Origin of the sequence: Kitasatospora sp. NPDC089913 (assembly GCF_044748625.1) — a bacterium.
In the GTDB taxonomy this organism is placed as follows: Bacteria; Actinomycetota; Actinomycetes; order Streptomycetales; family Streptomycetaceae; genus Kitasatospora.
The window spans coordinates 35,130-47,173 of sequence record NZ_JBIVGI010000046.1; the positions used below are offsets into that span (position 1 = coordinate 35,130).

Below are 12,044 nucleotides of genomic sequence, written 5' to 3' on the forward strand. Positions count from 1 at the left end.
AGCCTGCCCGAACCGACCGACCGCCGACCCGACCGCCCCGCGCGGCCCCGGACCGGCCCGAACAGCCGACCGCCCGCAGCCCGGGGTGGCCGGTGCCCAGCAGTGGAGTTGAGCTTTTGTGGAGCGGACGATGACTGACGCGGAGAACGGCGCCCCGGAGGAGTCCTCGACGGGCCCGGACACGGGCGGCGCCGTGCCCGCGCAGGCGTCGGCGGAGCGGGACGCGGCGGAGCCGGCGGCGGGCGCCGACGCGGTGGCCACGGACTCGGAGGCGGACCCGGGCGCGGGCTCCGACAGTGACTCGGGCTCGGACGCGGGCTCTGCCCCGGACGGGGAGGCGGCACGCGCGGGGGCACCCGACGCGGCCGGGCCCTCCGGCGGCGCCGCGGACCGGGCGGCCGCCGTCGCGGCGCTCGCCGAGCGGGTCCGCTCGGTGGGCCGCTCCGGCCCGGGTTCCGCCGCGCCCTCGGCGTCCCCCGCCGCCCCGGGCGCCCCCGCGCCGGCCGACGGGACGGCTCCCGCTTCACCCGCCGACCGCGGCGGCACCGACCGGGTGGTGACCGACGAGCAGCGGGCACAGGCGCTCCGCGCGACCGCCGAGGTGCTCGGCGCGGGCGGCGCCCCGGCCGGGCTGGCCGGCGCCGCCGTGTCGGTGTTCGGCGACGGCGCGGCCGAGCAGCTCCGCGAGGACCCGTGGGCCGTGCTCTCGCTGCCCGGCGTCCGCCCGGAGCACGCGGACGGCTTCGCCCGCGGCCTGCTCGGCCCGGCGGCCGGCCCGGGCGACCCGCGGCGCGCGCAGGCACTGGTCGGCTGGCTGCTGGAGCAGGCGGCGCTGCGCGGCCACTCCGCCCTGGAGATCGGCGAGGTGACCGCCGGGCTGGAGCGCCTCGGGGTGCCGGACTCCGCCGCCGCCGTCCAGGCCGCGGTGCTCGACGGCCGGGCGATGCCCTTCCAGGAGGAACTCACCGGCGCCGAGGCGCACGCGGCGGGCGGCGACGACGAGGACGAGCCGCCGACCCGGACCCTGCTCGCCCTGGAGCGCCTCGCGCTGGCGGAGGAGAGCCTGGCGGACGGCCTGGTCCGGCTGATGTCCACCTTCGTGCCCGGCGAGGACCAGGAGGAGTCCGCCGAGGAAGCCGCGGCCGACAGCGTCCCCGAGACTGCCGACGAGGACTCGGCCGACGACGCGGACGGCTCGGACGGCTCGGACGACGACGCGGACGGCTCGGACGGCTCGGACGCGGAGGACGGCACCGAAGCCGCCCCTCAGGCACCCGCCGCGCCCGGTCCGGCCGCCTGGGAGGCCGCCGCCGAGGCCGCCCCGTCCTCCTCCGCGGCCGCCCTGGTCCGGGCCGCCGCCGCGAACGCGCTCGTCCTGCACACCGGCGGCGAGGCCGCCCGCGCCGAGCCGGCCGCCCTGCTGGCCACGGCCACCGGCCTCGGGCTGCGCGCCTGGGCCGCCACCTGGACCGACCACGGCCGGACCGCCTTCGCCGCCCTCGCCCCGCTCGCCGACGTCCCGGCCCCCGCCCCCGTCGCGACCCTGGCCGAGCTGCTCGCCGGCGCCGCCGGCCCCGGCCGCTCCCCCGACGGCACGCTCGCGCTCGACCTGCTGGTCGTGCTGGACGCGCCGCTGCTGGACGTCGAGCTGGCCGCCACCCTGCTGGAGTCGCTGGCCGACGGCACCCGGCTGGTGCTCAGTGGCGACCCGGGCCAGCTGTGGTCCGCCGGTCCGGGCCGGTTCTTCGCCGACCTGCTCACCGCCAAGGTCTGCCCGGCCGTCGCCTCCCGCACCCCGGACTTCGGCCCGATCGGCGAGCTGGTCTCCGGCGTCGGCATCGGCGAGCTCCAGCCGGTCGACGCACCGGACAAGGAGGTGGTCATCCTGACCGCCAAGGACAGCGGGGAGGCCGTCCACCGCGCCGTCCAGCTGCTCACCGACTCCATCCCGCGCGCCCTCGGCATCCCCTCCGAGCAGGTCGTCCTGCTCACCCCCGGCCACGGCGGCGGGGCCGGCACCCGCGCGCTGAACGCGGCCGCCAAGGCCCGGCTCAACCCGGGCCCGGGCCGGTTCGCCGGCTTCGACCCGGGCGACCGGGTCGCCGACTCCCCCGCGCCCGGCCACACCCGGCCGGCCCGGGTGGTCGACGGCGACGCCGCCGGCCTGCACCTGGAGTACCCGGACGGCACCCGCCGCACCGTCCCGCCCGCCGAGGCCCAGAAGCTGCGGCACGGCTGGGCGCTGACCGTCCACCAGGCGGTCGGCCGGCACTGGCCGGGCGCGGTGGTGGTGGTACCGGACGACGCGGCTCCGGCGCTCAGCCGGCAGTGGGTGTACACCGCGTTCGGCCGGGGCGAGCGGCACCTCTCGGTGGTCCACGCCGCCGGACCGGCGCTCCCCCAGGCCGTCGCTGAGCGACCGGCCGCGCCGCGCACCACGCGACTGCGCGCGATCCTCGCCGAGAACGCCGCGCAGGAGTACTGACGGGCCCGGACGGCGTCCGGTCCGCACGGAGGGCCCCGGGTACGTCCTCGGACGTACCCGGGGCCCTCCGGCCTTCGCGCGCGCCACCGGCCCGGGGCGCACCCTCCCGACCCTCGCGGCATGAACAGGATTCATCGTTCCGGTAGAAAGCAAGCCTTGGACGCATGGCACCGGGCCGACGGAGGGTGAGGACGTCCCCCGGCGCGCACCTGCGCGCCGGCCGCGCCCCGAGAGGAACGTCCGAAATCATGCGTCCGAAGCGCCGCTTCCGCCCCGCCTCCGCCACCCTCGCCGGCTCCCTGGCCGCCCTGCTCGCCGCCGGCGCCGTCCTCGGCGGTGCGACCGCCGCCACCGCCCGCGACTCCGCCGACCGGGGTTCCGCCGCAGCAGCGGACCGGGCCCGGCGGCTGGTGGACCGCTCGCCCGACCTCGTCCGGCCCCTGGCTCTCACCGTGGACGGCTCGCTGGGGACCCGCCGGGCCGCGCAGGAGGTCCGGCTGGCCCAGCAGCTCTACACCTTCTGGAACACCGGGGAGCAGCGCTACCTGGACGCCGCCGTCGACCGGGACTTCCGGGACAACACCCTCCCGGCCGGGCGGCCGCAGGGGCCCACCGGCCCGGCCGTCGCCTCGCGCGCCTTCCGGGCGGCCGTGCCCGACCTGCGCTGCGAGCTGGCCGACCTCCTGGTCACGGGGGACAAGCTCACCGCCCGGCTGGTGTTCCGAGGGCACTTCACCGGGGTGTTCCAGGGGCGGGCCGGCCGCGGGCAGGCCGTGGAGTTCACCGCGATCGACATCCAGCACGTCGGCGCGCGGCGGATCACCGAGGACTGGCACATCGAGGACAACACGACCCTCCTCGCCCAGCTCGGCGCCGCCACCGGCTGAGCGGCCCCGCCCCGCGCGCGCCGGGCGCGCGGGGCGGACGCGGGACGGCTGTCAGTCGTCGAGGTCCTCGTCGTCGTACACCTCGCTGACGTCGAAGCGGCAGATCAGCAGCTGCGGGTCCGCGTGCTCGAACGGCTCCGGCAGCCACTCGCCCGGCTCGCTCGGCTCGGCCGCCGCCACCCAGAGCGTGGAGTCGCCCTCCTCCAGTCCGAACTCCTCGCTGCGGGCGGCGATCTCGTCCGGCTCGAACTCGCCGAACAGCACGCCGATCGCGGCGTTCACCCCGTCGCCCGCGGCCCCCTCCGGGGTCAGCGAGTCGTCCAGCCGCTCGGCCTGGGCACGCAGCCGCTTCGGGTCGACGATGTGGTAGTCGCGGCGGATCAGCACGCTGATCGCCTCGGGCTGTTCGGGTCCGTGGTACCCGCCCGGGCCCTCGTCGCCGGGGACCTCGAAGGGGGTCACCTCGTCGTAGACCTCGTACAGGAGTTGGTCGTACGCGATGGCCGCCGTCGCGAGCTGCTCGTAGGCGGTGGACACAGCGGAATCGTCCGCTGCGCTGGGGCTTGACACCGCTTCCAGATGACGGTCGATGGCGGCCTTGACCGCCTCGGCGGCGGCGCGTACCTCGGCAATGGTGGGCTGCGCGGCATCAGACATGGTGCAGACGCTATCTCCCCCCGGTGCCGGTACGCACAGCGGTTGTCACCTACACCCGCGATTTCACCGCAACTTCCCCCCTGATGTCCGTTCCGCATGCATCTGTCCCCCGCCGGCAGGCGCTCGACGGCGCACGCCGGGCGCACACTCGGGCCCGTCCCGGGGTCGCTTCACCCGGCGCACCCGGGGTATGCCGACCACAGGAGCAACGGAACTGATGTCCAGTCAGCCAGGTGCGGGCCGGGGCGGCCGAAAATACCCGGGCCCGCTGTCGGAAGCAGGCCGTAGGCTTGCTCGGAGGCGTCCCACAGGAGGAGCATTTTGACCCCACCGAAGCTGGTCCGGCAGCCGGAGTACGAGTACCAGTCGCTGCGCATGCCGCGCGGGACGTCCCGCAACGCGGCACGCCAACTCCTCACCGATCATGCCGAGTACGGGCACTGGGAGCTCGACAGACTCCGACTGTTCCCGGACGGCAGCCGGACGGTGCTGCTGCGTCGGCGGATCATCCGGCAGGTCCGGAGCTGGTGACGGTCCGGGGCCGGTGACGGTCCGGGGCCGGATCCTCCGGAGGCGGTGACGGCGGCCGAACGGGAGCCGGGACGTCGCCGGGTGCCGCGCCCCGCCCCTTGGCCCGCCTCCGGACCCCGGACCTGCTGTGAGCACGCCACCGGCCCCGGGCCGTGGGGCCCGGGGCCGGTGTGCCGGGAGATCCGGCGCCGGGAGTGCTCAGCGAGCGCCGGCGCGGGAGCGGCGGTACAGGACACCGCCGCCGATCAGCAGGGCCAGACCGGCCGCGCCGAGCAGTTCGGTGTCACCGGCGCCGGTGGAGGCCAGCTGGCTGCCCGCGGCGGCGGTCGGCGCCGCGGACGGGCTCCCGGTGCGCGCGGCCGCCGGGCGGGCCTGGCCCGCCGAGCCGCCCTGCTGCGTAGCGGCGGCACTGCCCGGAGTGGCGGCCGCCGCGCTCGCGGAACCCGTCGCCCCGCTGCCGGACGGCGTGCCCTCGGACGGGCCGCCGTTCCTGGGCGTGCCGGTGCTCGGGGTCTGGGTGACCGGCGGGGTGGAGGGGTGGGCGGTCGCGGGCGGCGGCGGGTTGTGCGGGCCGTGCTCCTCCGGGCAGTCCTCGTCGGGCGTGACGGGCGGAGCGGTGTGCGCGGGCGCGGCCGTGGCGGCGCAGTCGTTGCCGAACGCCGGGTTGGCGGCGCCGACCACGTCGACCGAGTTCCCGCAGGCGTTGACGGGGATGTGCACCGGCGCCTGGACGCTGTTCCCCGCGGCGACACCGGGTGAGCCGGTGGCCGCACCGGAGGCGCTCGCGCCCGGGGCCGACTTGCCGCCGCCCGTGTGCGCACCGCCGTGGTGCCCGGAGGCGTTGGCGCAGTTGTTGCCGTACGCCGGGTTCAGCGCGCCGACCACGTCGACCGTGTTGCCGCAGGCGTTGATCGGCACTTCCACCGGCACCTGCACCGAGTTGCCGGAGGCGACACCCGGCGAACCCACTGCCGCGCCCTCCGCCCCGGCGGTCGCGCTGGCATAGCCGGCTGTCGAGGCCAGCACACTGCCGGTGGCCACGGCCGTGAGGAGCCCCTTCTTGGCTGCGTTCCTCATATTTTCCCCTGACATTTCGAGACGACGTGACGACCTTCCGAAAGTCGGAATTTCCGATTGGGCGGAGAGGTCCTCGGCTGCATGGGAGAAAACGAAGCAACCCACAAGGAGGTTGAGCCGTGCGGCCCCCATTCACTCTTTCGAGGGATGTCATGGGTCGCGCCGGGGGCGGCCCCGGAAACGCAGGCGCCCCCGGCGCGGCGCGTCCGCCGCCCGGGGGCCCGACTCAACGACCGATCGAGGATCAGACGTTCGCGCAGTGGTTGCCGAACGCCGGGTTCAGCACGCCGATCACACTGATGGTGTTGCCGCACAGGTTGACCGGGATGTGCACCGGGATCTGGATCTGGTTGCCGGCCACGACGCCCGGGGAACCGGCGGCCACACCCTCGGCACCGGCCCCGCCGTGGGCGGAGGCGACACCGGCAACGGCGAGCACCAGGCCGCCGGTGGCGGCGGTCACGGCGGCGATCTTCTTGACCTTCATCATTCCTCCTGTATGAACACCCGGATATCGGCTCCGGGCCGTCACAGTGAGGAACGAGATTGCGGCAAACGGGGTACGGAACAGACGTTGCATTCACCCGGACCGGTGATACGACGAACATGTCATCGAACTTCCCGGATCCGCGTCCGTCAGGAAACGCGGGAGCCGCACGGTGGACCACCGTGCGGCTCCCGTGCGGCTCCCGCCCCGGTCGGCGGGCCGCTCAGCAGGCGTCGAGGAACCGGTCCAGCACCCGCACGCCGAACTTCAGGCCGTCCACCGGCACCCGCTCGTCCACCCCGTGGAACATCCCGGCGAAGTCGAGCTCCGGCGGCAGCTGGAGCGGGGCGAAGCCGAAGCAGCGGATCCCGAGGTCCTGGAAGGACTTGGCGTCCGTCCCGCCGGACAGGCAGTACGGCACCGCGCGGGCGATCGGGTCCTCGGCACGCAGCGCGGTCTGCATCGCCTCCACCAGGGCCCCGTCGAAGCTCGTCTCGATCGCCTTGTCCGAGTGCAGGCTCTCCCGCTTCACCCGCGGGCCGAGCACGCTGTCCAGCTCGGCCAGGAACTCCTCCTCGTAGCCGGGCAGGAAGCGCCCGTCCACGTGCGCGGTGGCCTGGCCGGGGATCACGTTCACCTTGTACCCGGCGCCGAGCATGGTCGGCTGGGCGGTGTTGCGCAGCGTGGTGCCGATCATCTTGGCGATGCCGCCGAGCACCCGGAGCGTCTCGTCCATGTTCTCCGGGTCGAGCTCGACGCCGAGCGCGTCCGACAGCTCGTCCAGGAAGGCCCGGACGGTCTTGGTGATGCGCAGCGGGAACTCGTGCCGCCCGAGGCGGGCGACCGCCTCGCACAGCTCGGTGATGGCGTTGTCGTTGTTCTCCATGGACCCGTGCCCGGCCCGGCCCTCGACCGTGAGCCGCATCCAGTGCATGCCCTTCTCGGCCGTCTCGATCAGGTAGAGCCTGTTCCGGTCGTTGACCGTGAAGGAGAAGCCGCCGACCTCGCCGATCGCCTCGGTCACGCCCTCGAAGAGCCCCGGGTGCTTGTCCACCAGGTACCGCGCGCCGTAGGTGCCGCCCGCCTCCTCGTCGGCGAGGAAGGCCAGCACCAGGTCGCGCGGGGGCTTGCGGCCGGTGCGCAGCCGGTCGCGCACCACGGCCAGGGTCATCGCGTCCATGTCCTTCATGTCGACCGCGCCGCGCCCCCAGACGCAGCCGTCCGCGATCTCGCCGGAGAACGGGTCGTACGTCCAGTCCGCGGCGTTGGCCGGCACGACGTCGGTGTGCCCGTGGATCAGCAGGCCCGGGCGCGACCGGTCCTCGCCCTCGATCCGGACGACGGTGGAGGCCCGCCCCTTGGCGGACTCGATGATCTGCGGTTCGAGGCCGAACTCCGCGAGCTGCTCGGCCACGTACTCGGCCGCCTTCCGCTCGCCCGGACCGGAACCGTCACCGTAGTTGCTGGTGTCGATCCGGATCAGGTCGCGGCAGATGTCGGCGACCTCGGACTCCCCCGTCACCTTCGACTCGCTCCGCTCGCTCACGGTCACTCCTCGTCTCTGGCCCGCACCGGCACCCCGGCGCCGCCCCAGGACCTGCACCCGGGTCGCGCGAGCACGTCCACCCATCCTCTCCCAGCCCCGGACCCGGATCCACCCCCAGGAAACACGCCGACACACCGCCGCAACCCCCACTCCCCCGCCCCGGGCCGTTTTGGGACCGACAGCCGATCACTGCTACAGTTACATCTGTCAGCGCGGCCGACGAACAGAAGGAAGCCGCGAGGACAACACCTCGTCCGGGTGGCGGAATGGCAGACGCGCTAGCTTGAGGTGCTAGTGCCCTTTATCGGGCGTGGGGGTTCAAGTCCCCCCTCGGACACCACGGAAAGACCCCAGATTCGTCTGGGGTCTTTTTCGTTTTCCGCACCGCTCCTGTCACGCTACGCCGCGCCGTGGCGTGACAGGAGCGGCCTCGGGCCGGACCGCCCCGGCGAACGGCGCACCGGGCGATCGCCGGTCAGTCCGCGTGGGCGGTGACGGCGACGGCGGTCTCGGCGAGGAAGAAGCGTCCGTGGGCGGCGGCGAGGCGGACGGCGGTGTGCCAGGCCTCGATCTCCGCCGGGGAGAGCGGGCCGCGTCCCTCCGCGGCGGCGGTGGCCAGGGCGTGGCGGATGCCCTCGATCCGGCGGGCGGCGTGGCCGGTCAGCTCGGTGGAACCGGTGACGACCGGGTGGACCCGTCCGAGCCGCAGTGGGGAGTCCCGGACCAGGCCCGGGAGCTTGCGGCCGATCCGCCCGTCCGCGTGGTCCATCCAGGGCTGCTGGTCGTCGGTGAAGGCGTGGCAGATCCGCCGGTCGAGGTCGCGGTCGGCGCCGGCGATCACCAGTGAGTCGAAGTCGACGTGGGCCAGGACCGCCCGGCCGCCGGGCCGCAGCACCCGGGCGGTCTCGGCGAGCAGCGCGGCCGGGTCCGGCAGGCATTCGAGCACGTTGTAGGAGACCGCGGCGTCGAGATCGTGGTCGGGCAGCGGGAGCGGCCGGGCCAGGTCCGCGGTCCCGATCCCGACGCCTCCGGGGTGGTCCGCCAGCAGGCGGCGGGCGGCGGCGACGCTGTCGGCCGAGTGGTCGAGGCCGAGCAGCCGGGCATCGGGGTGGCGGCGGGAGAAGACGGCCAGGGTGGGACCGGTGCCGCAGCCGAGGTCGAGCACCCGCCCGCCCGGGCGCAGCGCGGCCTCGTCCACCAGGTGCTCGTGTATCGGCTCGTCGGCTTCCGACATGTGCGTCCCCCTCGGCGTCCGACCCGTTCTACCAGCGGGCGGCGACCGCGGGCACGGGGTTTTCGGCGGGCGGCGGCGGGGTTCTCAGCGGGCGGCCCAGACCGGGCAGCGGGGGTGGTGGCGGTGGGTACGGATGACCGTCCCGCCGAGCGAGCGGCGCTCGGTGGTGGAGACGGCGCAGCAGGCGGCGGCCTGCGGGGCACCCGGCGCCGGTGCGGACCCGGGCGCGATCGGACCTGATCCGCCCGGCCCGGACCTGCCGGGCGCGCCGGGCTGGTTCGGCGGAGGCGTGGGGAGCGAGCGGCGGGGGCGGCCCTCGGTGGACCGGCGGCCGGCAGCGCGGCGGTCGGTGGAGCGGCGGCTGCGGCGATGGGGTGAGGAGGTGGTCATGGGAGCGGGATTGCCCGGGGCGGCGGCCGCGAATCCCGGATTAATTCGAAGGAGTGGAGAAGATGGATCGGTATTGACGCGGGCGCCACCGGTCCCCCAGCCATCGGCCGGTGGACCGGTGGCCGGTCCCTCAGCCGGCCCGTGCCTCCGCCGGGGCCGTGCGCCGCTCGATCCGACCGCGCAGCAGTTCGCCGACCACGAAGGAGGTCACGGCCGTCACCAGCAGCAGGGGGAGCGAGTCGGGTGCGTCCGGCCCGAGCAGCTCGGCCGCCAGTACCGTGCTGGTCACCGGCAACCGGGTGACCGAGGTGGCCGCGGCGGCCAGGCCGACGGCCAGCCCCGACTCGATGCCGAGGCCCGGCAGCGGGCCGCAGGCCACCCCCAGGGCCGCGCCGATCAGCACCGCCGGGAAGATCGGGCCACCGCGCAGGCTGCCCAGGGCGATGCCCCAGGCGACCGTCTTGCAGAGCGTCAGCATCAGCAGCGCGAACACCGACCAGGCCGCCGGATTCGCGGCCAGGGCCCCCAGGGTGGCCTGGCCGGAGAGCGCCGCCTCCTCCGGCGAGCGGTCCGTCAGCAGCGCGTACGCGGCGATGCAGCCGCCGACCGCGACCGCGCACAGCACCGTGCGCAGAGCCGTCTGCCGGACCGTCGGCGGCGGAACCGCCCGCCCGGGGTCGCCGACGGTGAACGCCTTGACCCGGTGGCCGAGAAGCTGCCCGGACACGCAGACCACGGTGACCGCGACCGCCACCGGCAGACCCCACAGGAAGTCGCCCGGGTCGGGGACCGCGGCGGGCGGTTCCGAGGGCAGCGACAGCGCGCCGACCGAGAGCCCGGTCCAGTGGCCGAAGCCGGTGAACACCAGCGCGCCGACCCCGCTCGCCAGCAGGCAGGGCATGATCAGCAGCAGGAGCTGCGGCCCGCCCAGGCCGGCCGCCTCGATCATCATCACGGCGGCCACCAGAGGGCTGCCGAAGATGGTGGAGATCGCCGCCGCCGAACCGGCCGCGCCCAGGACCGGCACCAGCTGCGGCCGGGCCGCGCGGCGGGACGGCCGGACGGCGAGCAGCGCCAGCCCGGCGCCCATCGCCATCAGCGGCGCCTCCGGACCGAGCACGGCGCCGAGCGGCAGACAGGCGAGGGCGGCCAGCACGACGCCGGGCACGGCGCTCGGCGGGGCGGGCGGCCCGCCCAGACCGTCCACCGGGACGTGGCCGCCGCGCCCGGGCACCCGGGTGACGATCGGTGCGAGCAGCAGTCCGGCCAGCAGCAGCGCGGGCAGCGGCCACCACCACGGGGCCCGGTCGAGGCCGAGGGCGTCGGGCAGGCTCTCCCAGACCCAGTGCTGGAGCTGGTGCTCGAGGCCGACGAACCAGAAGGCGGCCAGCGAGACCGGGACGCCGACCAGGGCCGAGATCACGAGGAGGCCGAGATAGCCCTTGGTGCGCAGCACACCGTGCAGGGTGGGGGACGGTCGCGCGGGCGCCGGGTGGACGGGAGGGGACGCCGGGCCGGTGCCCGACGTCGGGCCGGATCCCGCCGTCGGGTCCTCGCTCCCGCTCGGGCCGTCGCTCGGCTCGGGCATCGTCCGCCTCCGTCGCGTTCCCCGCGCCGGTCCGGCTCCGGCCACGTCCTGCGACCGAGTCTCGCCCGCCGCCCGGGCTCGCGCACGGCAGCCGCGGGTCGGGGCCCGGCGCGTCCCGCCGGGCCTGCGCCATCAGGGTGAGAGAGGCGGGGCCGACGGGGGACGGGTCACTCCTGCGGGACCCGCCGGGGGTCGCCGAGGGCGCTCTCGATGCCCTGGACCATCCGCCAGAGCGGCGCCCGGCGGCTGGCGACCAGCACCACGACGTCGTCCTGCTCCCCCGGGCCGTCGCCGTCCGCCGCCGGGGCGCCGCCGGCGGGGCGCTCGCCCCAGGTGTCGGTGACGAAGGCCATCGCCCGGTCCACCTCGGTCACCCAGTCGCTCTCGCCGCCGGAGCGGAGCCAGGTGCGCAGGGCGTGGTTGTGCGCGGAGACCACGGCGGCGGCGACCACGTCGGCCCGCAGCGGGCCCTCCGGACGCCCGGCGAACCGGCCGCGCAGATAGTGCGCGAGGGTGTGCTCGTAGCGCCAGACGACGGACAGTTCGTAGGTGCGCAGGCCCGGCACCTTGCGGGTCAGGCGGTAGCGCTGGACGGAGAACGACGGCTGCTCGGCGTACATCCGCAGGACCAGCCGGGCGGCGTCGCAGGCGTGCCGGACCGGGTCCTCCTCGCCGCTGCCGGACTCCAGGAACTCCGTCATCTCGGCGAGGCCGCGCTCGTGGTCGGGGAAGACCACGTCCTCCTTGGCCGGGAAGTAGCGGAAGAAGGACCGCCGGCCGACGCCGGCGAGCGAGACGATGTCGTCGATCGTGGTCTGCTCGAAGCCGCGCTCCAGGAAGAGCTCGAAGGCGGCGGCAACCAGCGCCTCACGCATCGCGGGCTTCGGTTGCCCGTCGTTCATCGGTTGGTCCTGCTCTTCCTTCTCGCTCATTCCCGGAACATAGCATCGGCCTCGAACACCCGGACCGGCCCGTGCACGGCTGCGGTCCGGGTGCCCGAGGACAGCCCCCGAAGGGTCCTCAGACCGGTTCCCCGACCGGTTCCCGGACCGGTCGGGAGGGGTGGTGCTACGGCAGGTTGCGGGCCATCACGATGCGCTGGATCTGGTTGGTGCCCTCGTAGATCTGCGTGATCTTCGCGTCCCGCATCATCCGCTCCAAC

Annotated in this window: 12 protein-coding genes and 1 tRNA gene; 4 read left to right on the top strand and 9 right to left on the bottom strand. The window is 75.3% G+C overall.

What is annotated here, in order from left to right; genetic code table 11:
- The first annotated feature begins 130 nt into the window (after positions 1-130).
- On the top strand, positions 131-2,485 hold the full coding sequence (locus tag ACIPYS_RS38075; RefSeq protein WP_400754967.1) for an ATP-binding domain-containing protein: 2,355 nt from the start codon (positions 131-133) through the stop codon (positions 2,483-2,485).
- Positions 2,486-2,733: 248 nt separating this feature from the next.
- Positions 2,734-3,372 (top strand): ester cyclase, encoded by a 639-nt coding sequence (locus tag ACIPYS_RS38080; RefSeq protein ID WP_400754970.1) that lies wholly within the window; start codon positions 2,734-2,736, stop codon positions 3,370-3,372.
- 51 nt (positions 3,373-3,423) lie between these two features.
- Here ACIPYS_RS38080 and ACIPYS_RS38085 read toward each other — a convergent pair whose 3' ends face one another.
- On the bottom strand, positions 3,424-4,029 hold the full coding sequence (locus ACIPYS_RS38085) for a hypothetical protein (RefSeq protein ID WP_093862709.1): 606 nt from the start codon (positions 4,027-4,029) through the stop codon (positions 3,424-3,426).
- A gap of 336 nt (positions 4,030-4,365) precedes the next feature.
- Here ACIPYS_RS38085 and ACIPYS_RS38090 point away from each other — a divergent pair, with 336 nt between their 5' ends.
- Complete coding sequence (locus tag ACIPYS_RS38090) at positions 4,366-4,560, top strand: DUF5703 family protein (RefSeq protein ID WP_286158661.1); 195 nt, start codon at positions 4,366-4,368, stop codon at positions 4,558-4,560.
- A 198-nt stretch (positions 4,561-4,758) separates the two neighbouring features.
- On the opposite strand, the gene ACIPYS_RS38095 is transcribed toward ACIPYS_RS38090, so the two are convergent.
- The 3 genes from ACIPYS_RS38095 to ACIPYS_RS38105 form a co-directional block, all read right to left on the bottom strand.
- The gene (locus ACIPYS_RS38095) at positions 4,759-5,637 is read right to left on the bottom strand and encodes a chaplin (RefSeq protein ID WP_400754973.1); all 879 of its coding nucleotides are present in this window, start codon (positions 5,635-5,637) and stop codon (positions 4,759-4,761) included.
- A gap of 244 nt (positions 5,638-5,881) precedes the next feature.
- A complete protein-coding gene (locus ACIPYS_RS38100) occupies positions 5,882-6,124 on the bottom strand; it encodes a chaplin (RefSeq protein WP_400754991.1) in 243 nt (80 codons plus the stop codon).
- A gap of 223 nt (positions 6,125-6,347) precedes the next feature.
- Positions 6,348-7,670, bottom strand: a complete 1,323-nt coding sequence (locus tag ACIPYS_RS38105; protein WP_043471987.1) for a M20/M25/M40 family metallo-hydrolase — start codon at positions 7,668-7,670, stop codon at positions 6,348-6,350.
- A 252-nt stretch (positions 7,671-7,922) separates the two neighbouring features.
- Between ACIPYS_RS38105 and ACIPYS_RS38110 the strand changes: the two genes are divergently transcribed.
- Positions 7,923-8,010 (top strand) — tRNA-Leu (locus ACIPYS_RS38110).
- Positions 8,011-8,145: 135 nt separating this feature from the next.
- Here the strand turns inward: ACIPYS_RS38110 and ACIPYS_RS38115 are convergent.
- The 5 genes from ACIPYS_RS38115 to ACIPYS_RS38135 form a co-directional block, all read right to left on the bottom strand.
- A complete protein-coding gene (locus ACIPYS_RS38115) occupies positions 8,146-8,904 on the bottom strand; it encodes a methyltransferase domain-containing protein (protein ID WP_400754977.1) in 759 nt (252 codons plus the stop codon).
- 84 nt (positions 8,905-8,988) lie between these two features.
- Positions 8,989-9,294, bottom strand: coding sequence for a hypothetical protein (locus ACIPYS_RS38120; protein ID WP_400754980.1), 306 nt, complete (start codon positions 9,292-9,294; stop codon positions 8,989-8,991).
- A 130-nt stretch (positions 9,295-9,424) separates the two neighbouring features.
- Positions 9,425-10,750, bottom strand: coding sequence for a chloride channel protein (locus ACIPYS_RS38125; protein WP_400754983.1), 1,326 nt, complete (start codon positions 10,748-10,750; stop codon positions 9,425-9,427).
- Positions 10,751-11,049: 299 nt separating this feature from the next.
- Entirely contained in the window at positions 11,050-11,814 is a 765-nt protein-coding gene (locus ACIPYS_RS38130) for a TetR family transcriptional regulator (RefSeq protein ID WP_231977866.1), read from the bottom strand.
- Positions 11,815-11,950: 136 nt separating this feature from the next.
- On the bottom strand, positions 11,951-12,044 hold a 94-nt coding region (locus ACIPYS_RS38135; protein ID WP_350554586.1), incomplete at its 5' end, for an acyl-CoA dehydrogenase family protein.